This window comes from Streptomyces sp. NPDC088246 (assembly GCF_044741025.1).
Lineage (GTDB): Bacteria > Actinomycetota > Actinomycetes > Streptomycetales > Streptomycetaceae > Streptomyces.
This window is the reverse complement of record NZ_JBIURV010000036.1, coordinates 18,664-43,338: the sequence shown is the minus strand read 5'-3', so window position 1 is coordinate 43,338 and position 24,675 is coordinate 18,664. Positions and strand designations below refer to the sequence as shown.

The window sequence follows — 24,675 nt, the reverse complement described above, 5'->3', positions numbered from 1 at the left end:
CACATGTCCTTTCCCCTCCTGACAGCGACGGCGGCGCTCCCGGCGATCGGTGCGATCGCCACCGCCGCTGTCCCGGCCGCCCGGCGTACCACCGCCAAATGGCTGGCGCTGCTCTTCTCGCTGGCCACGCTCGTACTGGCGGGCATCGCGCTCGCCCGCTTCGAGCCCGGCGGCGCCCGCTACCAGCTCACCGAATCGCACGCCTGGATCAAGGACTTCGGCGTCCGGTACGAACTGGGCGTGGACGGCATCGGGCTGGCGCTCATGGCGCTCACCGCCCTGCTGATCCCCTTCGTCATCCTGGCCGGCTGGCACGACGCCGACCCCCTGGAGAACAAGTCCTCGCGCTGGCGGCCGACGCAGGGCTTCTTCGCCCTGATCCTGATGGTCGAAGCGATGGTGATCCTCTCCTTCGAGGCCACCGACGTCTTCCTCTTCTACATTCTCTTCGAAGCCATGCTCATCCCGATGTACTTCCTCATCGGCGGCTTCGGGGACCGGGCACACACCGGCAGCGACGAGAACGCGGCGGCGCAACGCTCTTACGCCGCCGTCAAGTTCCTCCTCTACAACCTGGTCGGCGGCCTCATCATGCTGGCCGCCGTGATCGGCCTGTACGTGGTCGCGGGGACGTTCTCGCTCTCCGAGATCGCCGAGGCCCGGGCGAGCGGCTCGCTCTCCATGGCGACCAGCACGGAACGCTGGCTCTTCCTCGGGTTCTTCTTCGCCTTCGCTGTGAAGGCCCCGCTGTGGCCGCTGCACACCTGGCTGCCCAACGCCATGGGCGAGGCGACCTCCCCGGTCGCCGTCCTGATCACCGCGGTCGTGGACAAAGTCGGCACATTCGCGATGCTCCGCTTCTGCCTCCAGCTCTTCCCGGAGGCCAGCAAGTGGGCGACGCCGGTGATCCTCGTCCTGGCGCTGATCAGCATCGTGTACGGGGCGCTGCTCGCCGTCGGCCAGCGCGACATCAAGCGGCTGATCGCCTATGCGTCGATCTCGCACTTCGGCTTCATCATCCTGGGCATCTTCGCGATGACCAGCCAGGGCCAGTCGGGCGCCACGCTCTACATGGTCAACCACGGGATCTCGACCGCCGCGCTGATGCTGGTGGCGGGCTTCCTGATCACCCGGCGCGGTTCGCGGCTCATCGCCGACTACGGCGGGGTGCAGAAGGTGGCGCCGGTCCTGGCCGGCACCTTCCTGATCGGCGGTCTGGCCACCCTGTCGCTGCCCGGGCTCGCCCCGTTCGTCAGTGAGTTCCTGGTCCTCGTCGGCACGTTCAGCGCGTATCCGGCGGCAGGCATCATCGCCACGACCGGCATCGTGCTCGCCGCGCTGTACGTCCTCGTCCTCTACCAGCGGACGATGACCGGACCGGTGAAGGCCGAAGTCCAGGGCATGGCGGACCTCAAGGTCCGGGAGCTGGCAGTGGTCCTCCCGCTGATCGCGCTGCTGCTCTTCCTGGGTGTCTATCCGAAGCCGCTGACGGAGATCGTCAACCCGGCGGTGCAGCACACCATGTCGGACGTCCAGAAGAAGGACCCCCAGCCTGAGGTGGAGGCCGCCAAGTGAGCGCAACAGCTGTCCACAGCCTGTGGACAATGGCGGGCGGGGTGACATCGGCCGCCCCGGCCGAGAAGTTCAAGGCACCGGTCATCGAGTACGCCCAGCTGACCCCGGTCCTCATTGTGATCGGTGTCGCCGTCGTGGGCGTACTCGTCGAGGCCTTCGTGCCGCGCCGGGCCCGCTACTACACGCAGGTCTTCCTGACGGTCGTCGCCCTCGCCGCCGCGTTCGCCGCGGTCATCGGCCTGGCGGCCGGGGGATACGGCACGACGAAGGCGCACATCGCCGCGATGGGCGCCCTCGCGATCGACGGGCCGACACTCTTCCTGCAGGGCACCATCCTGCTGACCTCACTGGTCGCCGTCTTCACCTTCGCCGAGCGGCGGCTCGACCCCGCCGCGCACGGCAACCGAGTCGACTCGTTCGCCGCACAGGCCGCCTCGGTCCCCGGCAGCGACAGCGAGAAGGCCGCGGTCAGGGCCGGATTCACCACCACCGAGGTCTTCCCGCTGGTCCTCTTCTCGGTGGCCGGCATGCTGGTCTTCCCGGCAGCCAACGATCTGCTGACGCTCTTCGTGGCCCTGGAGGTCTTCTCCCTCCCGCTCTACCTCCTGTGCGCCGTCGCCCGCCGCAAGCGGCTGATGTCGCAGGAGGCAGCGGTGAAGTACTTCCTGCTCGGCGCCTTCTCGTCGGCGTTCCTGCTCTTCGGGATCGCCCTGCTGTACGGGTACGCGGGCTCCGTCTCGTACGCCACCATCGCGAACGTGGTCGACGGCTCCGTCACGAAGATCGACCCGGCGCTCGCCGACACCATGGGCAACGACGCGCTGCTCCTGATCGGCGGGGCGATGATCCTGACCGGTCTGCTCTTCAAGGTCGGCGCCGTCCCGTTCCACATGTGGACCCCGGACGTCTACCAGGGCGCACCGACCCCGGTCACCGGCTTCATGGCCGCGGCCACCAAGGTCGCCGCGTTCGGTGCGCTGCTGCGTCTGCTGTACGTGGTGCTGCCGGGCCTCGCCTGGGACTGGCGCCCGGTCATGTGGGCCGTCGCGATCGTCACGATGCTGGGCGGTGCGATCGTCGCCATCACCCAGACCGACATCAAGCGGCTGCTCGCCTACTCCTCGATCGCACACGCCGGCTTCATCCTCGCCGGTGTCATCGCGACCACCCCGGACGGCATCTCGTCGGTCCTCTTCTACCTGGGCGCGTACTCCTTCGTGACGGTCGGCGCGTTCGCCGTCGTCACCCTGGTGCGCGACGCGGGCGGCGAGGCGACACATCTGTCGAAGTGGGCCGGGCTCGGCCGGCGCTCGCCGCTGGTCGCCGCGGTCTTCGCGGTGTTCCTGCTGGCTTTCGCCGGTATCCCGCTCACCTCAGGGTTCTCCGGAAAGTTCGCCGTCTTCAAGGCTGCGGCGGACGGCGGCGCGGGCGGCCTGGTCGTGGTCGGTGTGATCTCGTCGGCGATCGCCGCGTTCTTCTACATCCGGGTCATCGTGCTGATGTTCTTCAGCGAGCCGAAGGCGGACGGCCCGACGGTCGCCGTCCCGTCCCCGCTGACGATGACGACGATCGGGGTCGGGGTCGCGGTCACGCTGGTGCTGGGCCTGGCCCCGCAGTACTTCCTGGACCTGGCGAGCCAGGCGGGAGTGTTCGTGAGGTAGCACACACGTACACAGCTGGGACAACGCCGGACGGGCCCGAGAAGTCAAGCCCGTCCGGCATTGTCGTAGGCGGCGCCTATCGTGGCAGGGGACGGCGGCAGGACAGAACGGCACGACTTCGGGGGACAGGGCAATGGGCGCGACGGGCGGGACCATGGATGTGACCGAGAGCGACGCGCGGCAGACGCTGCACCGGGTGTTCGGGTACGAGGCGTTCCGCGGCGAGCAGGAAGCGATCGTCGATCATGTGGTGGCGGGCGGGGACGCCGTCGTGCTCATGCCGACGGGTGGCGGAAAGTCCCTCTGCTACCAGATCCCGGCCCTGGTCAGAGCCGGTACAGGCATTGTCATCTCACCCCTGATCGCCCTGATGCAGGACCAGGTGGACGCGCTGCGGGCGCTCGGCGTGCGGGCCGGCTTCATCAACTCCACGCAGGATTTCGACGAGCGCCGCTCGATGGAGGCCCAGTTCGTCGCCGGCGAGCTCGACGTGCTCTACCTGGCCCCGGAGCGGCTCCGCCTGGACACCACGCTCGGCCTGCTCGCCCGCGGCGAGATCTCCGTCTTCGCGATCGACGAGGCGCACTGCGTCGCCCAGTGGGGCCACGACTTCCGCCCGGACTACCTGGCCCTCTCCGTCCTCGGCGAGCGCTGGCCCGACGTACCGCGCATCGCCCTGACGGCCACCGCGACCAACGCCACGCACCAGGAGATCACGCAGCGCCTGGGCATGCCCGACGCGAAGCACTTCGTCGCCAGCTTCGACCGGCCCAACATCCAGTACCGGATCGTGCCGAAGGCCGACCCGAAGAAGCAGCTGCTCTCCTTCCTCAAGGAGGAGCACGCCGGGGACGCGGGCATCGTCTACTGCCTGTCACGCAACTCGACCGAGAAGACCGCCGAGTATCTCTGCCGCTACGGAATCGAGGCCGTCCCGTACCACGCCGGTCTGGACGCGGGCACGCGCGCCCTCCACCAGTCCCGCTTCCTGCGCGAGGAGGGCCTGGTCGTCGTCGCGACCATCGCCTTCGGCATGGGCATCGACAAGCCGGACGTACGCTTCGTCGCCCACCTGGACCTGCCGAAATCGGTCGAGGGCTACTACCAGGAGACCGGCCGCGCCGGACGTGACGGGCAGCCGTCCACGGCCTGGATGGCGTACGGACTCCAGGACGTGGTCCAGCAGCGCAAGCTCATCCAGGGCGGCGAGGGCGACGAGGCGTTCCGCCGCCGCGCGGCCTCCCACCTCGACTCGATGCTGGCCCTGTGCGAGACGGTCCAGTGCCGCCGCGCCCAGCTCCTGACGTACTTCGGCCAGGAGCCCGTGGCGGCGGCCTGCGGCAACTGCGACACCTGCCTCACCCCGCCCGAGACCTGGGACGGCACGGTGGTCGCGCAGAAGCTGCTGTCGACCGTCGTGCGGCTGAAGCGGGAGCGGGGGCAGAAGTTCGGTGCGGGCCAGATCATCGACATCCTGCTCGGCCGCAAGACGGCGAAGATCATCCAGTTCGACCACGACCAGCTCTCGGTCTTCGGCATCGGCGAGGAGCTGGCCGAGGCCGAATGGCGCGGAGTCGTACGGCAGTTGCTCGCCCAGGGGCTGATCGCGGTCGAGGGCGAGTACGGCACGCTGGTGCTGACTCAGGAGAGCGGCTCGGTGCTCGGCCGGGAGCGCGAGGTGCTGCTGCGCAAGGAGGCGCCGAAGCCCGCGTCGCGCTCCACGAAGAGCGAACGCAAGACGAAGCCCCAGGCGGCCGCCGCCGAGCTGGCGCCCGAGGCCGTCCCGGTCTTCGAAGCGCTACGGGCCTGGCGCGGCGCCCAGGCGAAGGAACAGGGCGTCCCGGCGTACGTCATCTTCCATGACGCGACGCTGCGCGAGATCGCCACGGTGCGGCCCGACTCGGTTTCCGCGCTGGGCGGCATCAGCGGCCTGGGCGAGAAGAAGCTGGCGACGTACGGGGAGGGGGTGCTGGAGGTGCTCGCGTCGTTCGGGGATGTCACGGCGGGCCCCGAGACCGGTCCTGCGATGGTCCCTGCCGCACCGGTCCCGGCGGCGTCGGCGGCTCCGGGGGGCCGGGTCGCGTCGGCGGCCGAGCTGCCGGAGACCGCCGGCGAGGCCACCCCGGTCGTGGAGGCGCCCACGGCCCCGCGCCCGTCCGCGCAGGCGCCCGCCCCGCGCCCGGCCGCATCCGTGACGGTCCCCGATGCCGGCCCGGAGTGGGGCTGGGACGAGGAACCGCCCGAGTACGAGTGAGTGTCGGGGCCGGGCGGTGGCGGCGCCGGAGCTACTCCGGAGCCGCTGCCCGGCGGCGCGCGGTGATGGCGGTGAGATCCAGATCGGCCGGGAAGGGAACGGAGACCTTCATCCGGTCGTGGAAGATGCCGGTTGAGGTGTAGGCACCGGTCGACGGCTCCAGCTCGAAGACGTAGACCACCGCCCGGCTGTCGTGATTCTCCACTCGCCAGTAGTGCGGGATCCTGGCCCGCGCGTACTTCACGGGCTTGGTCTCCCGGTCCCGGGTCAGGGACTCCGGGGAGACGACCTCGATCGCCAGCCGTACGGACTCGGCGGGGAAGCGGGTCTGGTTCGGGTCCTGGATGATCTCGCCGTCCACGACGATCACATCGGGTTCGGGCCGGTTGTAGCGATCGATGTCGATGGTGAACTCGCGCACGACCTCAAGGCCGGGCGGCACCAGCGACTGCAGCTGCCATTCGAAAAAGCTGACCGCTCGTGAATGGAACAGGGTCTGCGGACTCACGAAAACAAGGCTCCCGTCGATCAGCTCCGTGTGCGGAGGCAGATTCGGGAGTGTGTCCAGGTCATCGGCGGTCCAGCCGCCCACGGGCGGAACCGCCCACCGGGGCTCGGGGGCCTCGGGCTCGATGCTCATCAGTGCTCCCATGACGCAGAGTCTGGTGGGATTTTCCAGCGTATCCGCCAGGAATGGGATATGGCTCGCCCGAACGTGTGAACGCCCTGCGCACCGCTTACCGTCGGGCGCCCCGGCCGGTGTCTGCCTTGGTCAGCCGGCCACCGGTCGGTCGCTGCCCCCGGCCACGCCGTCCGGGCCGGTCGTCCCCGTCCCCGCCGCTGCATCCGGCCGCCGCCCCGGTCAGTCGTCCCCGCCTCCGCCGCCTCCCGTGCCTGAGCCGCTCCGGTTGGTCTGGTCCTGGCGTACGTTCTGGCGCACCGCGTACGCGGTCCACTCGTCGCGCACCAGGTCGCGCATCGTCGAACGGCTTCTCCAGCCGCCCTGTGCCACGGTGCCCGACAGGCCGGTCGCCGAGACCAGCGCGGCCAGGGTGCGGCTGCGCCGGTCCGCGAAACCGGCCGCCTCGGCGGCCGCGAAGCGTTCTTGGACCGCGGCCGGCAGGGCCGGGTCCGCCGCCGGGTGGCGGTGGTAGGGGAGCAGACCGAGGAGCCGGTGGGTCTCCCTGCGCAGGACCGCGCGGCCCACCAGATGCTCCAGGCACAGCTCATCGACGTATCGGCCGGTCCGCCGGATCCACGCCTTCGCGCTGACGCCGCCCACGAGCCCGCCCGCGTCCGGGGCCGGCAGGCTCCCCAGGACCTGCGCGAGGAGCGGGTCCTGGGGAGCCTGCGGGCTGATCACCCGTATCCGGCCGAGCTGTTCGGCGATCCGGCCCCGGAGCTCCAGCTCCGCGAGGACCGCGCCCGCCACCCCGTACTCCAGGAAACGGTTTCGGCAGTACGGCTTGCCGCGCTGCGGGTCCAGCGCGAGCAGCAGCAGTTCCTCGGGGAGAGTGAGCTCCGGGGCGAGCGGGTTCATGACGCGGGCACGATCCGTCCCGTGACCTCGCCGAGGCCGACCCGCGTGCCGTCCGGGCCCGGTGCCCAGGCCGTCATCGTCACCGTGTCGCCGTCCTCCAGGAACGTCCGCTTGCCGTCCGGGAGGTCCAGCGGGTCGCGGCCGTTCCAGGTCAGTTCCAGGAGCGAGCCGCGCTGTCCGGGCTCGGCGCCGCTGACCGTGCCGGAGCCGTACAGATCACCGGTGCGCAGCGACGCGCCGTTCACCGTCATCTGGGCCAGCATCTGGGCCGCCGTCCAGTACATGGTGGCGAACGGCGGCTCGGCGACCAGCTGTCCGTTGATCGTGACGGAGATCCGCAGGTCGAGGCCGCCGGCCTCCTCCTCGGCCGCGTCCTCCAGGTAGGGGAGCAGCGGGAAGTCGCGGGCCGGGGGTGCGATCCGGGCCGCCTCCAGGGCTTCGAGCGGGGTCACCCATGCGGATACGGACGTGGCGAAGGACTTGCCGAGGAACGGGCCGAGCGGGACGTATTCCCAGGCCTGGATGTCCCGTGCCGACCAGTCGTTGAGCAGCGAGAGCCCGAAGACATGGTCGCGGAAGTCGCCGAGCGGGACCGGACGGCCCTGCTCGGAGCCCACTCCGACGACGAAGCCGACCTCGGCCTCGATGTCGAGCTTGATGGAAGGTCCGAAGACGGGGGCCGCGTCGGCGGGGGCCTTGCGCTGGCCGGACGGGCGCACCACATCCGTGCCGGAGACGACGACGGTGCCGGACCTGCCGTGGTAGCCGATCGGGAGGTGCTTCCAGTTGGGCGTCAGCGCGTCACCGTTCGGCCGGAAGATCTTTCCGACGTTGGTGGCGTGGTTCTCGCTCGCGTAGAAGTCGACGTAGTCCGCGACCTCGTACGGCAGATGGAGCGTCACGGACTCGACCGGGTGCAGCAGCGGTTCGATGTCCGCGCGGTGTGCCGGGACCGTCACCCATGCGGTCAGCGCCCGTCGGACGTCCCGCCAGGTGGTGCGGCCGGCGGCCAGCAAAGCGGTCAGGTCCGGCTGGGCGAGAAGCTGCGCGTAGGGCGATCCGAGTGCGTGTGCCGCCGCTCCGGCGTCCAGTACGTGGCTGCCGATGCGGACGCCGACCCGACGGTCCTCGGGGTGGTCGGGGGTGGAGAACACACCGTACGGAAGGTTGTGCGGACCGAAGGGGTCGCCCTCGGCCAGATCGAGCGGGCTGCTCTGCTCGGGCATGTGTTGCTGCCTCGCTTTCCAGGTCGCTTGGGGGACACGTTACGTCGGTGTTGCTACCCCGCGGGAGTGTCCCAACTGCTCCTGATGCCCGGAAAGTTCCGCCGTGCCCCCTGCTGTACGGGGGCACGGCGGTGGGTTCACCCGGCCATGCGCGGGATCCGCTTCTCCCAGGTCCGGTGGAAGACGACCTCGCCGCCGTCCTTGCACAGCACCTCGTCGGACGTGATGAAGTCGGTGTCGTCTGCACTGATTTCGGACCGGGTCTCGATCCGTACGTCCCACGCCATCTCCGGCCGGTGCAGCCGGATCGACCAGTCGGAGCGGGTGCGTGCGGAGAGCGGGTCGTTCTCCTGGATCGTGTACGTCTCCACGGCGTCCTCGGTGAATTCCAGGCCGTCCGGGTAGACGCGGGTGCCGCCGTAGCGAGGGTCGACCTCCAGCCGCCATTCGCCCTTGGCGACATCGCGGACCACCAGGCGTTCGGGGCGCTGTTCGTCGAGCGTCACCGGGTGGACGACGCCGAGCGGCTCCGACTGCTCCGGCTCCTCGAACCGGATCGCGGGGTCCTCGGTGTGCCGGCGCACCGGCAGTTCGACGAAGCTGCCGTCGGCGTCCAGGGTGAAGCCGACCGACCCGGCCTGCGGCCAGATCCACGGCCAGTACGAGGAGGAGACCGCGAGCCGGATCCGGTGGCCGGGCGGGAAGGTGTGCCCGATGCCGTTCAGGTCGAAGGTCACGTCCTCGGTCCCGCCCACCGGCCAGCCGTCCGCACGGTCGCGGCCGTGCCGTGCGGAGAGGTTGAGCGCGCCGCGGGTCACCAGGGTGGAGGAGCCGTCCGGTGCGACGTCGCAGAGCCGGGCGATCGCCTGGCCCCGCGGCACGTCCATCCGGATGCGCAGCTTCACCCGGGGGCGGCCGAGGATCTCGATCGGGGCATCCTCGACCGGGAACTCGAAGCAGACCGACTTGGCGTCCTCGTCGCGCTGGTCGGGCGGCAGGTCGGCGTCGTTGCCGAACGGGAAGAAGCGCCCGGCGTCCAGACCGGTCTGCTGGGGCGAGTCGACGATCTGCGGACCGCCCTGGAGGGCGTACGCGACCGGCGCGATGTTCTCCGAGGGCCAACTGGTCTCACCGGCCCAGCGGCCGGGCAATGTCTCGTACACCGTGGCGGGCCGGTGGGACTCGCTGATCCAGGACCGCAGCAGGGGCTCGGCCATGATGCCGGTGTCCTTGTCCTTCAGGTGCTGGTCCCACCAGCGCAGCGTCTCCTGGAGGAAGCCGATCGCCGGACCGGGCGGCAGACCCCGGTCGGGGTACTGGTGCGACCAGGGGCCGATCAGCCCGCGGACCTTGTCCGGGCCGAGGTGTTCGACGAGCCGCAGGACGGTGTCGCGGTACGGGTCGTGCCAGCCGCCCACCGCGAGGACGTTCGCGGTGATCGCGGAGTAGTCCTCGCAGACGCTGCCGTGCTTCCAGTAGTCGTCGCGGGTCTGGTGGGCCAGCCAGGTGTGGATGAATGGTTCGACCGTTTCCAGCCGGTTCAGCCACATGTCCTTCCAGCCCTCGCCGACCTGTGCCGGATCCGGCGGCCGGGCGACGAAGGCCAGCATGGTGGCCGCCCAGGCGTGCATGTCGATGGCGAGGACCGAGCCGCCCATGTAGTGGACGTCGTTGTCGTAGCGGTCGTCGGTCGAGCAGACGGTGACGACGGCCTTCAGCGGCTCGGGGGCCAGTGCCGCGATCTGGAGCGAGTTGAAGCCGCCCCAGGAGATGCCGAACATGCCGACCCGGCCGGAGCACCACTCCTGCTCGGCCAGCCAGTGGATGACGGCGACCCCGTCGGCCAGCTCCGTCGCGTCGTACTCGTCGCCCGGCATCCCTTCGCTGTTGCCGTGTCCGCGTACGTCCACCCGGACGGAGGCGTAGCCATGGCCCGCGTACCAGGGGTGGCGCTGCCAGTCGCGCGGTGCCGTCCAGTCGCTCAGCCGGTACGGCAGATATTCGAGGAGCGCGGGGACGGGCTCGTCGGTGAGGGGCCGCCAGATCCGGGCGTAGAGCCGGGTGCCGTCCGGCAGCGGAATGTAGACGTCCTCACGGGTGGTGTCATACGGATACGTGGTGCGGATGTGCATGGCGGTACCTCAGTGGACGGGGTGCATGGTGCGCTTGAGCCAGGGTGCGGCGGCGATGACGGCCACACCGGCCACCACCGCGATTGCGCCATTGACACCGAAGTAGGCGGGGTTGGAGACCTCGCCGTACAGCTTCACGATCTGGGCCTGGATGCCGTTGGCGAGGGCCAGCGAGAGGAACCAGAGCGCCATGGTCTGGCTGGCGAACGCCTTGGGCGCGAGCTTCGTGGTCGCGGACATGCCGGAGGTCTCCAGCAGGATGTCGCCGAGGCCGAGCAGCAGATACGAGCCGACGATCCACCAGGCGGCCATCTTGAAGGTGTCGCCGGAGTGCCCGGAGGTCGGCAGCACCATCAGCAGGAACGACAGCCCGCCGAGGACCACCCCGATCGCGATCTTGTTGGAGGCGTGCGGCTGACGCGGGCCCATCCGGGCCCAGACGGCGGCGACCACCGGGGCGAGCGCGACCTCGAAGGCGCCGAGCGCGGAGGCGTACCAGCTCGCCGGGAAGTGGAAGCCGAGGATCTCGGTACGGGCGTTGGTCGACGCGAGCAGAATCATCGTCGAGTACGCCTGGAAGAGGATGAAGTTGAAGACGACGGAGGCCAGGAACAGCACCACGTACGGGCGCAGCCTGCCGCGTTCCTCGCTGGTGACCCGCGGGCTGCGGAACATCACCACGAAGTACACGACCGGTGCGATCACCGAGACGATGGTGAGCAGGTCGACGAAACGGCCCATGGTCAGCCACCCCGCAAGGGCCAGCGCGGTGGCGACGGCGGCGACCACGACGGCACCGGCCACGATCAGCCGGACGGCGCGGCGCATCGGCTCCGGAGCCAGCGCGAATTCGGCGCTGTGCTTTCGCCCGGCCAGGTGACGCCGGCCCAGTACGTACTGGATCAGACCGAGCGTCATGCCGATGGCGGCGGCCGAGAAGCCCCAGTGCCAGCTCGCATGGTCCCCGAGCCAGCCGGTGACCAGCGGGCCGAGGAACGCCCCGATGTTGATGCCCATGTAGTAGAGCGCGAAGCCGGCGTCGCGGCGCTCGTCGTCGGTGCGGTAGAGCTTGCCGACCATGGTCGCCACATTGGGCTTGAGCAGACCGGTGCCGGCGCTGATCAGACCGAGGCCGGTCCATGTCATGGCGTCGGTGGGCACCGCCATGGCGTAATGCCCGCACGCGATGAGAATTCCGCCGTACAGGACGGCACGGTACGAGCCGAGGATCCGGTCGGCCAGCCAGCCGCCGGCCACGGAGACCAGGTAGACCAGGGTGCCGTAGGCGGCCGAGACGGACGCCGCGGTGCCCGCCTCCATGCCCATGCCGCCGTGGGCGACGGTGTCGGCGAAGTAGAGGACCAGGATCGCCTGCATGCCGAGGAACGAGAACCGTTCCCAGACCTCCAGGCCGGAGAGGGTCATCAGACCCCGTGGCTGGCCGAAAAAGGCATGGTCGTCGCTGGGTGGCGGCTGAGTCGGTTCAGTGTCGGTTGCCGTGAGGGACAAAGGGAGAACTCCTGATCGTATGAGCTGATCCCGAACATACCGGCGGTGGCGGGAAGGCGCCCACGGTGATCGAAAGGGGACCGGATACGCTGACTTGAGTGATGACAGCGACAGATCGACATTCCGTGTGATCGTCAGCAGACAGGAGATCCCCTCGTGACCGTCGTCGGGCCGTTCGGACTGAGCGTGCGGGACCACGCTCTTGAGGCCGATGTCCAGGCCGGTTTGGCTGCTGTCGAGTCGGGGCTGCTCGATGCCACCAAGAGCGGCGTGTCCTTCATCACGGAGGCCGCGCAGCATCTCGTACGCGCCGGGGGCAAGCGATTCCGGCCGCTGCTGGCCATACTGGCCGCCCAGTTCGGCGACCCGGACGCGCCGGGCGTCGTGCCCGCCGCCGTCGTCGTCGAGCTGACCCATCTCGCGACGCTCTACCACGACGACGTGATGGACGAGGCGGACGTGCGCCGTGGCGTCGACAGCGCCAACACCCGCTGGGGCAACTCGGTGGCCGTCCTGACCGGCGACTTCCTCTTCGCCCGCGCTTCGCACATACTGGCCGACCTCGGTCCGGAGGCCGTACGCATCCAGGCGGAGGCGTTCGAGCGGCTGGTCACCGGCCAGATCCTGGAGACCGCGGGGCCGGGCGACGGGCGCGACCCGGTCGAGCACTACCTCGAAGTGATGCGCGGCAAGACCGGCTCGCTGGTCGCGGTGGCCTGCCGGTTCGGCGCGATGACGGCCGGCGCGGACGAGACGGCCGTCGACATCCTCACCCAGTACGGGGAGCGGCTCGGCGTCGCCTTCCAGCTCGCCGACGATGTGCTCGACATCGCCTCCGACTCCCATGAGTCCGGCAAGACCCCCGGCACCGACCTGCGCGAAGGTATCCCGACGCTCCCCGTGCTCCATCTGCGGGCCCGGGCCGCGGCCGACGGAAAGCCGGACGACCTGGAACTGGTCGAGCTGCTCGACGGCGACCTGAGCGACGACGCCCGGCACGCCGAGGCGCTGCGCAGGCTGCGCGCGCACCCGGCGCTGGAGCAGGCCCGACGGGACGCCATCCGGTACGCGCAGGAGGCGCGTGCGACGCTGGCGCCGCTGCCCGGGGGCTACGCGAAGGCCGCGCTGGAGGAGCTGTGCGACGCGGTGGTGCACCGGGCCGGCTGAGCCCGTCCCCGCCTTCGGTGCGCCGCTTTCGCGGTGGTCGGGTGAGCTCCGGGGCCGAACGTGTTGTTCACCGGACCGGGACGCGGTCCGGAGGTGTTCTCGGCCGTACCGGATTCGGGCCGGTGGCGCCTCGCCCGTCCCGGGCCGGCGCCCGGCGGGTCCCGCCGGTATGACCCGCCCGGAAGAGGGCGCCCCTGGTGCCGCATTCCGGGCACGCCCGTACCTCGGCCTCGGCCCGGCGGGACTTCCCGCCGTTGCCCGAGGCACGGCGCACCGGGGGCTGCGGGTTCTGCCGCCCCCGGTGCGCCGAGGGCGTACACGGTCCTGGCCGACGGTCATCCGCAGATGTCCCGGGCGGCAACGGGGACGGGCCCGCACCCGGGCACGTCCGTACCTCGGCCTCGGCCCGGCGGGACTTCCCGCCGTTGCCCGAGGCACGGCGCACCGGGGGCTGCGTTCTGCCGCCCCCGGTGCGCCGAGGGCGTACGTGGTCCTGGCCGACGGTCATCCGCAGATGTCCCGGGCGGCAACGGGGACGGGCCCGCACCCGGGCACGTTCATACCCAGGGTGCGGGCCGCTCGTCAGCGCAGGCCGATGGTGACCGGGCCGCCCTGGGCGCTGAGGCCCTTCATCACGGACCACGGCACGCGGAAGACGCGGCCGGGCGCGGCGGGCCAGGGCAGGGTCCGTTCCGAGACGACCCGCCCGTTCTGGCGGACGATCACGTGCGGGAACCGGATGGACCGGTCCGTCCACAGCAGCAGGCGCCCACGCGGAGGAGCCGGGTCACCCGGGCGCAGCAGCCCCGGTGCCACCCAGCGCAGCGGCGCCTCGGCGAGGATGCGCAGGCCCGGGGCAGGCTCGCCGGCCCCGGTCAGCCATGCTTCGACCTGGTCCGCGACGTGCAGGCCGTCAAGGGCCGCGACGTCGGCGGTGTCGACCGGGTGGAGGAGGTTGCCCGCGGCGAAGACGCCGGGGCGGCTGGTCCGCAGGGCGGTGTCGGTCAGCGGGCCGAGGGTTCCCGGGTCCAGGTCGAGTCCGCCGCTGCGGACGAGTTCGTGGTCGGGGATCCAGTCTCCGGTGAAGACCACGGTGTCGCAGGCGACGGTGCGCCGGGCGTGGGTGTCGAGGTTCTCGATCTCGACGGCCTCGACCCGGCCCTTGCCGATGATGCGGGTGACCCGGCTGCGGTTGGCGACGGGAACGCGCAGCAGGGCGCGGCCGGCGACGTTGAAGGCTGCGTACGACTCCGTCCTGGGGTACTGGCTGACCATCAGCTCGGTGGCGCAGCCGGCTTCGCGGAGGGTGACGGCGGCGGACCAGCTGACCAGTTCCCCTCCGACGATGACGGCCCGGCTGCCGATCTCGCTGTGGTGGAGGTGGACGGCGTTCTGCAGCTGCCCGGTGGTGTAGACGCCCTGCGGCCGGTCGCCGGGGATGCGCCGGGCCGCGCGGGGCCGTTCGCGTGCGCCGGTGGCGAGCACGACGGCCTTGGCCTCCACACGCAGCCGCCCCTGCGGACCGGTGACCTCCACGGCCCGGTCGCCCGCCCAGTGGGTGACCATGGTCTCGGTGCGGATGGTGGCCCCGGCCGAAGTGGCCTGTTCGACGAGGTGGCGTGCGTACTTCGGGCCGGTCATGACCCGGCGCAGGTCCCGCAGGCCGTATCCGGTGTGGTCGCTGTGGCGGGGGATGCCTCCGGCGTCCTTCTCCCGGTCGAGCACCAGGACCTCGCCGCGGATGCGGGGTGCGAGGGCGGCGGCAGCCGTGAGACCGGCGGGGCCGCCCCCGATGATCAGGACGTCCGGTGTGAGTGTGGTGGTGGTCATCAGGAGTTCACCTCGGGCCGCGCCGGCGCGGCGGCAGTGCCGCCGCAACCGTTTTCGTTCAGGAGTCGGTTGACAGCCGCGCCGCAGAAGAAGCCCTGGCAGCGGCCGTTCATGGCCCGGGTGCGGCGGCGCAGGCCCTCCAGGTTGCGTGCGGGCAGGGGCGACTGGAAGGCGTCGCGGATCTCACCGGCGGTGACGCGCTCGCAGAAGCAGACGACCTTGCCGTACTCGGGATCGGCGGCGATGCGGTCGGCGTCCTGGTAGGGACGTACGGTCGCCTCGCCGATGTTGGCCATCTGCGGAGCGCCGGGCAGGTCGGTGCGTGAGGTGAGGACGAGTCCGGCCTTTTCGAGCACCGCGTGGACGTGCTCGGCGATGGCCATGCCGGAGGTCAGCCCGGTCGAGCGGATTCCGCCGACGAGGAGGTACCGCTGCGAGGGGGTGGGCTCGATGAGATAGTCCCCGTGGTCGATGGCGGCCCGCAGCCCCGCGTAGGAAGCGGTCACCTCCTCGGCGAGCAGCCGGGGCATGAGGCGCTCGCCCTTCTCCAGCAGGAAAGCGAATCCGTCCTCGGACGTTCCGGTCGCGGTGCGGTCGGTGAGGTCCTCCGAGGTGGGCCCCAGCATGACGTTGCCGTAGATGGTGGGAGAGATGAGCACCCCCTTGCCCCGGGACGTGGGAACCGGCAGGACGATCTTGTCGACCAGCGGGCGAGCGAGCTTGTCGAAGACGAACAGTTCACCGCGGCGCGGGGTGACGGTGAACCGCTCGTGGCCGAAGAGCCGGTCGATGCGGTCGGCGCCGAGGCCCGCCGCGTTGACCACCCAACGGGCCTGTACGGAGCCGCCCGTGGTGGTCAGCGTGGTGGACCGGGTGTTCACCGACACCGCGGTGACGGCGTGGTTGAGCAGGACCTCGGCGCCGCGCTGCCTCGCGTCGGTGGCCAGGGCCAGGTTCGTGGTCCAGGTGCAGATGATCGACTCGTCGGGGACCGTGAGTCCGCCGAGCGCTCCCTCGCCGAGGGATGGGATCAGCTCGTAGACCTCGTCGGCGCCGACGATCCGGCACCGGTCGTAGCCGTTCTGCTCGGCTTTCTCCTTGAGGGCGGGCAGGGCGGCCAGCTCCTCCGCGTTCCACGCGACGAGGATCGCGCCCGTGTGCTCGACCGGGATGCCGGTCGAGCGGGCGTACTCCGACAGCAGGTGATATCCGCGCTTGACGAGCCTGGACTCCAGCGTGCCCGGCTTCGCGTCGAATCCGGTGTGCAGGATCGCGGTGTTCGCCTTGCTGGTTCCGTCGCCGACGTCGTCGCGCGCCTCGACGAGCGCGACCGACAGCTGATGGCCGGACAGGTCGCGGGCGATTGCCGAGCCGACGATGCCTGCGCCGATGACGACGACGTCGTAGACATGGTCCGGCTCGTGCGGTGTGGTGTCGGTCATCCGAGTTCTCCCTTGCGGGCGGTGGCCTCGGCGGCCGCCGCCCATGTACTGCGGTAGTGCGCGGCCCGGTCGGCCGACCAGACCGGTTCGTAGACGGTGACCGGCTTCCAGTCACCGACGGCTTCCGCCAGGTCCATGCCCGGGGTGAGGGCCAGCCTGGCCAGCGCGGCCGCGCCGAGCGGGGTGGCGTGCGAGGACGGGTAGATGTCGACAGGTACCTGGGCCAGATCGGCCTGGGCCTGCATCAGGGTGCGGCTGCGGGTCAGCCCGCCGTCCGCGCGCAGCCGGCTGAGCGGCGTACCGAGGTCGGACTCGACCAGGCCGCACAGGGCGGCGACCTGGGCGGCGATGCCCTGCAGCACGGCGAGGACCAGGTGTTCCCTGCCGGTGGACAGGGTCATCCCGGTGAACGTTGCGGTGGCGTCGGGACGCCACCACGGTGCCGCGAGGCCCGCCAGGGCCGGTACGCACAGGGTGCCGTCGGACTCCTTCGCCGCTACGGTGTCCAGCTCGCTCGCGGACCCGATGAATCCCAGGTCCCGGATCCAGCGGACGGCCGACGCCGCCGTGTACACCTGGCCGTCCACGCAGTACGGCGTCTGCGCCGCGGTCCGCCAGGCCACCGAGGAGGTGAGCCCGGCCCGTGAACGCAGGGCGGTGTCGCCGGTGTTGGCCAGCAGGAACGCGCCTGTGCCGTAGGTGCACTTCGCGGTTCCCCGCTCCAGGCAGCCCTCGGCGAGCAGAGCTGCCTGCTGGTCGACGACCAGGCCGGCGACCGGCACCTCGTGTCCGAAGGCACCGGTCGTGCCGATGACCTCGTCGCAGCCCACGATCCGCGGCAGCTTCTCGGCGCCCAGACCGAACAGATCCACCAGCTCCGGGTCCCAGGAGACATGGTCGAGGTCCATCAGCAGCGACCGGCTCGCGGTCGAGGCATCGGTGACGTACTCGCCGGTCAGCTGGTGCAGCAGCCACGTGTCGGTGGTCGTCACCACCCCTTCGGTGGTGACGTGTCGTCGCAGCCAGGCCATCTTCGGCGCCGAGAAGTACGAGTCGAGCACGAGCCCACTGCGCTGAGCCACCCAGGGGGCGTGCTCGGCCAGAGCGGTGCAGATCGACTCCGCCCTGCGGTCCTGCCAGACGATCGCCCGGGACAGCGGGGTGCCGGTGCGCGGGTCCCAGGCCAGTACGGTCTCGCCCTGGTTGGCGAGGGCGACCGCGTCGACGGGCCTTCCTGCGGCGGCGATGGCACGCCGTCCGGCGGTGAGGACCGAGTCGAGCAGTTCTTGCGGGTCCTGTTCGACGCCCCCGCCGGCGAGGTAGGCCGGCCGCAGCTCCTCCTCGGCGATGGCGATGGTCCCGCCTCGCTCGTCGACCACGATTGCCTTCGTACCGGAGGTGCCCTGGTCGATGGCCAGAATGGTGCTCATCGGTTGCTTTCCTTGGCGGTCGTGCCCACCGCGCCCGGCGCAGCGGGGTCTGCGGTGACGTCGAGGGTTTCGTCGATGTTGATCATGTCGGGCATCGACATGCCGGACACGCCGCGCCGGACCAGCAGATAGGCGAGGTAGGCGGCCCCGAGGGCGAAGAGGACGAGGACGTAGAGCCAGGGGTCGCGGAACGACTGGTCACGGAAGATGAGGAGTTCGTATCCCAGCCACACGGAGGCGACCACGATGACCGGTATCTCCCAGCGCCCGAGGGAGAAACCCTGCGTGGGCGGCAGCGACTTCCGCTTGACGATGTACATGAGCACCGTGCCGGCGTAGATGATCGCGGGCAGCAGAGTGGCGGCGGAGAAGAGCGAGAACAGGGCGTCGGTGGAGCTGGAGAAGCTGGCGAGGATCAGCTGCGCGATGACGAAGATGAACATCGTGGCATTGAGCGGGGTGCCACGGGACGGGCTGACCTTGCGCAGCGCCTGCCACCCGGGGAAGCGCTCGTCGCGGGACATGGCCCACACCAGCCGGGTGCCGCTCATGGTGATGACCAGGCCGCAGGAGAAGATCGAGATCACGACCAGGACCAGGAGCGCCTTGCCGACCGTCGATCCGAGCACGGCGGTGATCACGGTCGCCACGGGGGTGGCGGACGTGGCGAGCTTCGCGGGGTCGTCGATGAGGGCGGTGATCGCTACGAGGAACAGAAATCCGAGGACGCCGAGGGAGAGCACGGCCTGGGCCATGGCCTTGGGGATCACCCGTGCCGGGTCCTTGGTCTCCTCGGCGAGGTTGGCCGCGGACTCGAACCCGACAATGGTGAAGGCGCCCAGGAGGAACGCGAGGGCGAACGGCCCCGCCTCGGTGGCGGTGCCCAGGCTGTAGTAGCCGTCGGTCGCGGCCGGCGCGGCGCTGAACAGCGTGGAGAAGTCGAGCTTGCCCGTGAACGCTCCGACGACGAAGAGCAGCACGGTCAACGAGATCATGCCGATGAGCTGCACGGTGACGGCGACCTTGTTGACCTTGTGCGTCAGATGCGTCGAGGCGGCCACGAGAATCGCCTGGAGCAGGATGACCACGGCGGTGATCGCCCAGGCGTTCTGGGTCGTCCCCCGGTACTGGAGAAGCTCCGGCAGGATCGTCGCGGCGACGGTGTAGTCCACCGCGACCACCACGACTCCGAGGAAGGAGAACGAGATCCAGCCCATGACCCAGCCCCAGACCGGGTTCACCAGTCGGGACACCCACTGGTAGGCGTATCCGTTGATGGGGATACGGGCGGCGAGAGCGCCGAAGACGAGCGCGACCGACAGCTGGCCGATGACGCTGATCGGCCAGGCGAAGATGCCGCGCGGGCCCGAGCTGTTCAGCACGGAGCCGTAGGTGGTGAAGATACCCGTGGCGATCGAGACGAAGCCGAAGGCCATGGCGAAAGAGGCGTACCGGCTCAGCTCCCGGCGCATCTCCTGCTTGTAGCCGGAGCCCGTTGTGGATGACGGGTCGTCACCCTGTACGACATCGGTCTTGGTCGTGACCATGGCACTGCTGTCCTTTCGGAAACTACCGCTCGTTACGGAAACTGCCGTTCGCTGCACGGGGCGCGTCTCGCACGGAGACATCGCCGAGGAGAGAGCGCCGAGGCGCTCAGGAGTGTCAGGCCGAGATCACCACTGCGCCCGACTGCTCGATGACCGAAGCCAGGGACGGTTCGGGCGCCTGGTCGGTGATCAGGCCGGTGCAGTCGTCGAATCCGCAGACGCGGTGCGGAGCCACCCGTCCGAGTTTGCTCCCGTCGGCCAGGACGTAGCTGAGCGCGCTGCGGGCGAGGATCGCGCGCTTGGTCGCGTTCTCCTCGAAGTAGAAGTCGGTCATCCCGGCGGAGCTGTCGACACCGCCGGAGCCGAGAAACGCCATGTCGGCGTAGAGGCCGTTGAAGAAGTCCACTGTCAGCGGGCCGGAGCAGACCAGGTCGCCGCCCCGGATTCGTCCGCCGGGAACCAGCACGTCGACATGGGGGCGGGTGGACAGCTCGGCCGCGACGAGCAGGGACGGGGTCGCCACCGTCCCCCGGAAGTCCGGTGCCAGGGCGCAGGCGACCTGCAGAGCCGTCGTGCCGACGTCGATCACGACGGTCATGCCGGAGCGGACCAGGTCCGCCGCGGCTCGCCCGATCGCCGTCTTGGCCTGCTGCTGCGAGGCGGACCGCTCCGTGAAGGATGCCTCTTCGCCGCTCAGGCCGCGGACGACGGACAGCGCTGCCGCACCGCCGCGCACCCGCATGAGATGCCCCTGCTTCTCCATCTGTGCCAGATCCCGGCGCACGGTCTCGGCCGAGACGCCGAGCTGCTCGGCCAGACTCTCGGTGCTGATCGTGCCGCTGCGCTCCACGGCGGTGGAGATCCGACGGTGGCGTTCGGCTGGCAGCATCCCGGCAACCTCGCTGACTGGTTTCGTGGAAAAGTGACTGGAGATGCCTGAAAGTGTGGACGCGTGACCGAAAATCGTCAAGAGTTGGCGTGTAATTCACCTGTCTCCCGCGCCGTGACCCGATCGGCGGGCATGTGACGCGGTTTCCGGCTCTGCCCGCCCGGCCCGGCCCGGCCGGCGTGTCGGTCCTGGAGCCGGGGGCCCACCCCTACGGGACGGGGAAGGTGCGCCCGGGTGGTGTCATACCGAAGAGGTAGGTGGAGTTGCTCCCCGGGAGTGACGATTGCGCGCCGCAGGTTTGGTCAGATGGGGAACGACCACTCCTGAACGAATCGGTGAGAATGGCGGCACGGAGTGGACGAGTGCATCCGGACGGAAGCCGCCGACCACGGAGGTAGGGCACACATGGCACCGAACGACAGCGTAGAGACCAACGGCGGGACCAGGGGCGCAGCCGCGGGCCGTCGAAAGGCGGCGCGCTACATCGTCCCGGTCACGGTGGCGGGAGTGGCGGCCGCGACGATCGGGCTCGTCCCGGCGCTCGCGAGCACCGGTGACCCCGATCTGCCGAAGATCACCGCACAGCAGCTCATCGAGAAGATAGCCGCTTCGGACACCCAGCAGCTCTCCGGCACGGTGAAGATCAGCACGGACCTCGGCATCCCGTCGCTCGGCGGTCTGGCCGGCTCCTTCGTCCAGGGCGACACCGGCAGCGCCAAGGGCGATTCGACCGCCGACCCGCAGACGAAGATGACGGAGCTGGCGTCCGGCACGCACACCCTGCGGGTGGCCGCCGACGGCCCCGACAAGCAGCGGGTGTCGATCCTGGAAAACGCGGCGGAGTACAGCCTGATCCACAACGGTGATCAGGTCTGGGCGTACGACAGCGGGACCAACCAGGCCTACCACGCCACCGAGGACGGGAGCGGGAAGGAGTCCGGGCACTCGACCCGGGCTCCCGAGGGCGTGCCGACCACGCCGAAGGCGCTCGCCGAACAGGTCCTGAAGGCCGCCGGCCCCACCACATCGGTGACGGTCGACGGCACGGCGCAGGTCGCCGGACGTGACGCGTACAAGCTGCTCATCAAGCCCAGGCAGAGCGGCTCCACGATCGGCTCGGTCACGGTCGCGGTCGACGCGAAGACCGGTGTGCCGCTGAAGTTCACGCTGCTTCCGAGCAGTGGTGGCAAGGCCGTCGTCGACGCCGGCTTCACCAAGGTCGACTTCGCGAAGCCGGCCGCCTCCTCGTTCACGTTCACCCCGCCCAAGGGTGCCGAGGTGACCGAGGCCGACGACGCGAAGGCACAGCGCAAGACCGACGGGGCAGGGGGCCTGGGCATGTTCCCGGGCGCCGAGGGACTGGGCGCCGGGGGCCAGGGCTCCAAGGACACGAAGGTCATCGGTGAGGGCTGGAACGCGATCGCCGAGATCAGGACCCCGGGCGGCACCGGACTCCCCACGAAGGCGTCGGGTGACGTACCGGCCGAGGCGCAGCAGTTCCTGGACTCGCTGGGCGACAAGGTCTCCGGAAAGTTCGGCTCGGGCACGGTCTTCAAGACCCGCCTGGTCAACGCGCTGATGACGGAGGACGGCACGGTGTACGTCGGCGCGGTCACGTCGGACGCGCTGGTCAAGGCGGCTGACAACGCCGCCTGACGCCGGGGCGCGTCGCGCTTCCCGCCGCAGGCCACCCGCCCCGCCGTACCCTCCGTACGGCGGGGCGGTCCGCTGAGGCGCTGTCCGGCCCTGATCCGCCGGACAGGCCCTACCCGACCCATGGGGGAGTACGCATGACAGAGCCTGGGACCGTGACCGAGCCGAGGGCGGTGACCGACCCCGGGGCCGTGATCGAGACACGGGGTCTCACCAAGCGGTACCGCGGCGGCCAACTCGCCGTCGACGGCCTCGACCTCAGCGTCCCCGGCGGCAGTGTCTTCGGATTCCTCGGCCCCAACGGCTCGGGGAAGACCACGACCATCCGGATGCTGATGGGCCTGATCGACCCGACGTCCGGCACCGCGCAGGTCCTCGGCCACCCCATGCCGGGCGCGGCCCGCGCCGTACTTCCGCAGGTCGGAGCCTTGATCGAGGGGCCCGCCCTGTACGGCTTCCTGAGCGGCCGGGACAATCTGCTGCGCTACGACTCCGCCGACCCGACCGCCGATCCGCGCACCCGCCGGGACCGGGTCGGGCAGGCCCTGGACCGGGTCGGGCTCGCCGCGGCGGCCGGCAAGAAGGCCAAGGCGTACTCGCTCGGCATGAAGCAGCGCCTCGGGCTCGCCGCCGCCCTGCTCCAGCCGCGCCGCCTGCTCGTCCTGGACGAGCCGACGAACGGCCTGGACCCGCAGGGCATGCGCGAGATCCGTGCCCTGGTCAGAGAACTGGCGGCGGAGGGCACCACCGTCTTTCTCTCCTCCCACCTCCTCGACGAGATCGAGCAGGTCTGCACACATGCCGCGGTGATGGCCAGGGGCCGGCTGATCACCCAGGGCCCGGTCGCGGATCTGGCGGCCGGGGCGCGCGGCCGGCTGGCCGTGACCACCCCCGACCCGGGGGAAGCCGCCCGCGTCCTCAAGGAGCTGGGCGTCACCGGTATCACGGTCGACGGCGACCGGGTGAGCGCCGAGGCCCCGCCGGGAGACGTCGAACTCGCGGACCTCAGTGCGGCGCTGGTGCACGCCGGCGTACGCCTGCGGTCCTTCGGCGTCGAACGGGCCTCGTTGGAGGACGCCTTTGTCGCACTCACCGGAGAGGGTTTCGATGTCGCAGGCTGAAGCCGTAATCGTAGGGGCGGGCAGGGCGCGCAATCCGCTGTGGACCTTCGGAATCCTCCGCTCCGAACTGACCACCACACTCCGCCGCTGGCGCACCCTCGCGCTGCTCGGGGTGCTGGCCGCCGTTCCCGTGCTGATCGGGATCGCGGTGAAGATCGAGACGAATCACGGCTCCTCGCCCGGACCGGGCGGTGGCGGGGGAGGCCCCGCTTTCCTCTCCCAGGTCACCAACAACGGCCTGTTCCTGGTCTTCGCGGCCCTCGCCGTGACGCTCCCGGTCTTCCTCCCGATGGCCGTCGGGGTCGTCGCGGGCGACTCGATCGCGGGCGAGGCCAACGCCGGCACCCTGCGCTATCTGCTGGTCGCCCCGGCGGGCCGGACCCGGCTGCTGCTGACGAAGTACGCCTCCGTCCTCACGTTCTGCCTGGTCGCGACCCTGGTCGTGGCCCTCTCGGCGCTCGCCGTGGGCGCGCTGCTGTTCCCGGTGGGTGAGGTCACCACCATCTCGGGGACCCGGATCGGGTTCGGCGAAGGGCTGCTGCGGGCCGGACTGATCGCGGTGGTGGTCGCGGCGTCACTGATCGGATTCGCGGCGATCGGTCTGTTCATCTCGACCCTCACCAGCAGCGGGATCGCGGCCATGGCCGCCACTGTCGGGATGCTGATCACCGTGCAGATCGTGGACACGATCCCGCAGCTGAGCGGCATCCATCCGTATCTCTTCCCGCACTACTGGATGTCGTACGCGGACCTGCTGCGCGACCCCGTGTACTGGGACGAGGTGGTCAAGAACCTGGGACTGCAGGGCTTGTACGCGGCGGTGTTCGGCTCGGCGGCCTGGGCCCGCTTCACGGCGAAGGACATCACCGCCTGACGCACGGCACTTCGCACTCGCGCCGTCGGCCGGGCGAGCCGTCCCCCGATCGGCTCGTCGCGGCACGAACGGCACGAACGGTGCGAACAGCAGGAACGATACGACACGGCACGTTCCGTTTCCGCCTCAGTATTGTTCGACTTCTGGCGACGGACTGTCAACAAGGATTGGCTCAAATACACCTATGCTCACCGAATGATCACATCGCCGAGTTCACTGCGTCGCAGCGAGAGATCACGACGGGCGATCCTGGAAGCCGCCCTCGAGCTGTGTACGGAGAAGGGGTACGGCCGGGTCACGGTCGAGGCCATCGCGGCCAGAGCGGGTGTCAGCAAGAAGACGATCTACCGTTGGTGGCCGTCGAAGAGTGCGGTGATGCTGGAGGCGTTCACCGACGCGCTGGTCGGCACGACGCCGTTCGTCGACACCGGCGACATCGCCGCCGATCTGCGCGCCAATGTGATGGGCGCGGTGAAGCTGCTCTCCACACCGCCCTACGGCCCCGCGTACGCCGGGATTCTCTCCGAGGTCCACCACGACGACGCACTCGCGGAAACAGTCAGAACGAAACTGATCGACCCCCGCTTCAACGAGGCGGTCGCCCGCCTGCGCCGGGCGCAGGAGCAGGGCCAGATCCCACCGGGCGCCGATCTTCCGCTGGCGGTGGAGATGCTGTACGGGCCGGTGTACTACCGCCATGTGCTGCGCAAACCGGTGCAGGACGAGGAGACGATCGCGGCACTGGTCGCGCATGTGCTGCGGGCGCTGGGGGCCCCGGAGGTGCCGGAGGTGCTCCCGCCGGGGGGCGGGAACGGCTGAGAACTG

Annotated in this window: 18 protein-coding genes; 8 read left to right on the top strand and 10 right to left on the bottom strand. The window is 70.3% G+C overall.

All coding sequences use genetic code 11. The features are described 5' to 3' along the window. Nucleotides 1-3 precede the first annotated feature (3 nt). The 3 genes from ACIPEK_RS35025 to recQ all read left to right on the top strand — a co-directional run bounded on the left by ACIPEK_RS35025 (nucleotide 4) and on the right by recQ (nucleotide 5,490). Nucleotides 4-1,575, top strand: coding sequence for an NADH-quinone oxidoreductase subunit M (locus ACIPEK_RS35025; RefSeq protein ID WP_402004646.1), 1,572 nt, complete (start codon nucleotides 4-6; stop codon nucleotides 1,573-1,575). After that, nucleotides 1,572-3,236, top strand: a complete 1,665-nt coding sequence (gene nuoN / locus ACIPEK_RS35020; protein ID WP_402004643.1) for an NADH-quinone oxidoreductase subunit NuoN — start codon at nucleotides 1,572-1,574, stop codon at nucleotides 3,234-3,236. Before ACIPEK_RS35025 ends, nuoN begins: the two co-directional genes overlap by 4 nt. A gap of 154 nt (nucleotides 3,237-3,390) precedes the next feature. Continuing rightward, on the top strand, nucleotides 3,391-5,490 hold the full coding sequence (recQ, locus tag ACIPEK_RS35015; protein WP_402004640.1) for a DNA helicase RecQ: 2,100 nt from the start codon (nucleotides 3,391-3,393) through the stop codon (nucleotides 5,488-5,490). A 31-nt stretch (nucleotides 5,491-5,521) separates the two neighbouring features. Here the strand turns inward: recQ and ACIPEK_RS35010 are convergent, their stop codons facing one another. The 5 genes from ACIPEK_RS35010 to ACIPEK_RS34990 form a co-directional block, all read right to left on the bottom strand. Further along, entirely contained in the window at nucleotides 5,522-6,130 is a 609-nt protein-coding gene (locus ACIPEK_RS35010; protein ID WP_402004684.1) for a Uma2 family endonuclease, read from the bottom strand. A 222-nt stretch (nucleotides 6,131-6,352) separates the two neighbouring features. After that, the gene (locus tag ACIPEK_RS35005; RefSeq protein WP_402004637.1) at nucleotides 6,353-7,030 is read right to left on the bottom strand and encodes a GPP34 family phosphoprotein; all 678 of its coding nucleotides are present in this window, start codon (nucleotides 7,028-7,030) and stop codon (nucleotides 6,353-6,355) included. Continuing rightward, entirely contained in the window at nucleotides 7,027-8,256 is a 1,230-nt protein-coding gene (gene fahA / locus ACIPEK_RS35000; RefSeq protein WP_402004634.1) for a fumarylacetoacetase, read from the bottom strand. The genes ACIPEK_RS35005 and fahA overlap by 4 nt, the downstream gene beginning before the upstream one ends. 137 nt (nucleotides 8,257-8,393) lie before the next feature. Beyond that, nucleotides 8,394-10,388, bottom strand: a complete 1,995-nt coding sequence (locus ACIPEK_RS34995) for a CocE/NonD family hydrolase (protein WP_402004632.1) — start codon at nucleotides 10,386-10,388, stop codon at nucleotides 8,394-8,396. Between the two features lie 9 nt (nucleotides 10,389-10,397). Continuing rightward, nucleotides 10,398-11,897 (bottom strand): peptide MFS transporter, encoded by a 1,500-nt coding sequence (locus ACIPEK_RS34990; RefSeq protein WP_402004630.1) that lies wholly within the window; start codon nucleotides 11,895-11,897, stop codon nucleotides 10,398-10,400. A 156-nt stretch (nucleotides 11,898-12,053) separates the two neighbouring features. On the opposite strand from ACIPEK_RS34990, the gene ACIPEK_RS34985 reads away from it, so the two are divergent. Beyond that, complete coding sequence (locus tag ACIPEK_RS34985; protein WP_402004628.1) at nucleotides 12,054-13,064, top strand: polyprenyl synthetase family protein; 1,011 nt, start codon at nucleotides 12,054-12,056, stop codon at nucleotides 13,062-13,064. Between the two features lie 582 nt (nucleotides 13,065-13,646). Here the strand turns inward: ACIPEK_RS34985 and ACIPEK_RS34980 are convergent. The 5 genes from ACIPEK_RS34980 to ACIPEK_RS34960 form a co-directional block, all read right to left on the bottom strand. Then, nucleotides 13,647-14,894: an NAD(P)/FAD-dependent oxidoreductase gene (locus ACIPEK_RS34980; RefSeq protein ID WP_402004627.1), complete on the bottom strand. Its 1,248-nt coding sequence runs from the start codon at nucleotides 14,892-14,894 to the stop codon at nucleotides 13,647-13,649. Continuing rightward, nucleotides 14,894-16,336 (bottom strand): NAD(P)/FAD-dependent oxidoreductase, encoded by a 1,443-nt coding sequence (locus ACIPEK_RS34975; RefSeq protein ID WP_402004624.1) that lies wholly within the window; start codon nucleotides 16,334-16,336, stop codon nucleotides 14,894-14,896. Before ACIPEK_RS34975 ends, ACIPEK_RS34980 begins: the two co-directional genes overlap by 1 nt. Then, nucleotides 16,333-17,766, bottom strand: coding sequence for an FGGY family carbohydrate kinase (locus ACIPEK_RS34970; protein WP_402004621.1), 1,434 nt, complete (start codon nucleotides 17,764-17,766; stop codon nucleotides 16,333-16,335). Before ACIPEK_RS34970 ends, ACIPEK_RS34975 begins: the two co-directional genes overlap by 4 nt. Beyond that, nucleotides 17,763-19,313: an APC family permease gene (locus ACIPEK_RS34965; RefSeq protein WP_402004618.1), complete on the bottom strand. Its 1,551-nt coding sequence runs from the start codon at nucleotides 19,311-19,313 to the stop codon at nucleotides 17,763-17,765. The genes ACIPEK_RS34970 and ACIPEK_RS34965 overlap by 4 nt, the downstream gene beginning before the upstream one ends. Before the next feature lie 115 nt (nucleotides 19,314-19,428). After that, complete coding sequence (locus tag ACIPEK_RS34960) at nucleotides 19,429-20,202, bottom strand: DeoR/GlpR family DNA-binding transcription regulator (protein WP_402004616.1); 774 nt, start codon at nucleotides 20,200-20,202, stop codon at nucleotides 19,429-19,431. 405 nt (nucleotides 20,203-20,607) lie between these two features. Here ACIPEK_RS34960 and ACIPEK_RS34955 point away from each other — a divergent pair, with 405 nt between their 5' ends. The 4 genes from ACIPEK_RS34955 to ACIPEK_RS34940 all read left to right on the top strand — a co-directional run bounded on the left by ACIPEK_RS34955 (nucleotide 20,608) and on the right by ACIPEK_RS34940 (nucleotide 24,669). Continuing rightward, nucleotides 20,608-21,858: an outer membrane lipoprotein carrier protein LolA gene (locus tag ACIPEK_RS34955; protein WP_402004613.1), complete on the top strand. Its 1,251-nt coding sequence runs from the start codon at nucleotides 20,608-20,610 to the stop codon at nucleotides 21,856-21,858. A 134-nt stretch (nucleotides 21,859-21,992) separates the two neighbouring features. Next, the gene (locus ACIPEK_RS34950) at nucleotides 21,993-22,976 is read left to right on the top strand and encodes an ATP-binding cassette domain-containing protein (RefSeq protein ID WP_402004610.1); all 984 of its coding nucleotides are present in this window, start codon (nucleotides 21,993-21,995) and stop codon (nucleotides 22,974-22,976) included. Further along, complete coding sequence (locus ACIPEK_RS34945; RefSeq protein ID WP_402004607.1) at nucleotides 22,963-23,850, top strand: ABC transporter permease; 888 nt, start codon at nucleotides 22,963-22,965, stop codon at nucleotides 23,848-23,850. Before ACIPEK_RS34950 ends, ACIPEK_RS34945 begins: the two co-directional genes overlap by 14 nt. A 195-nt stretch (nucleotides 23,851-24,045) precedes the next feature. Next, nucleotides 24,046-24,669 (top strand): TetR/AcrR family transcriptional regulator, encoded by a 624-nt coding sequence (locus ACIPEK_RS34940; RefSeq protein ID WP_383073514.1) that lies wholly within the window; start codon nucleotides 24,046-24,048, stop codon nucleotides 24,667-24,669. The last annotated feature ends 6 nt before the right edge of the window (nucleotides 24,670-24,675 follow it).

Excerpts from the sequence above, each read along its gene's own strand:
- ACIPEK_RS35025 (WP_402004646.1), top strand. The coding sequence starts at position 4 with ATGTCCTTTCCCCTCCTGACAGCGACGGCGGCGCTCCCGGCGATCGGT.
- recQ (WP_402004640.1), top strand. The coding sequence starts at position 3,391 with ATGGATGTGACCGAGAGCGACGCGCGGCAGACGCTGCACCGGGTGTTC.
- ACIPEK_RS35010 (WP_402004684.1), bottom strand. The coding sequence starts at position 6,130 with ATGAGCATCGAGCCCGAGGCCCCCGAGCCCCGGTGGGCGGTTCCGCCC.
- ACIPEK_RS35005 (WP_402004637.1), bottom strand. The coding sequence starts at position 7,030 with ATGAACCCGCTCGCCCCGGAGCTCACTCTCCCCGAGGAACTGCTGCTG.
- fahA (WP_402004634.1), bottom strand. The coding sequence starts at position 8,256 with ATGCCCGAGCAGAGCAGCCCGCTCGATCTGGCCGAGGGCGACCCCTTC.
- ACIPEK_RS34995 (WP_402004632.1), bottom strand. The coding sequence starts at position 10,388 with ATGCACATCCGCACCACGTATCCGTATGACACCACCCGTGAGGACGTC.
- ACIPEK_RS34980 (WP_402004627.1), bottom strand. The coding sequence starts at position 14,894 with ATGACCACCACCACACTCACACCGGACGTCCTGATCATCGGGGGCGGC.
- ACIPEK_RS34975 (WP_402004624.1), bottom strand. The coding sequence starts at position 16,336 with ATGACCGACACCACACCGCACGAGCCGGACCATGTCTACGACGTCGTC.
- ACIPEK_RS34970 (WP_402004621.1), bottom strand. The coding sequence starts at position 17,766 with ATGAGCACCATTCTGGCCATCGACCAGGGCACCTCCGGTACGAAGGCA.
- ACIPEK_RS34965 (WP_402004618.1), bottom strand. The coding sequence starts at position 19,313 with ATGGTCACGACCAAGACCGATGTCGTACAGGGTGACGACCCGTCATCC.
- ACIPEK_RS34960 (WP_402004616.1), bottom strand. The coding sequence starts at position 20,202 with ATGCTGCCAGCCGAACGCCACCGTCGGATCTCCACCGCCGTGGAGCGC.
- ACIPEK_RS34955 (WP_402004613.1), top strand. The coding sequence starts at position 20,608 with ATGGCACCGAACGACAGCGTAGAGACCAACGGCGGGACCAGGGGCGCA.
- ACIPEK_RS34950 (WP_402004610.1), top strand. The coding sequence starts at position 21,993 with ATGACAGAGCCTGGGACCGTGACCGAGCCGAGGGCGGTGACCGACCCC.
- ACIPEK_RS34945 (WP_402004607.1), top strand. The coding sequence starts at position 22,963 with ATGTCGCAGGCTGAAGCCGTAATCGTAGGGGCGGGCAGGGCGCGCAAT.
- ACIPEK_RS34940 (WP_383073514.1), top strand. The coding sequence starts at position 24,046 with ATGATCACATCGCCGAGTTCACTGCGTCGCAGCGAGAGATCACGACGG.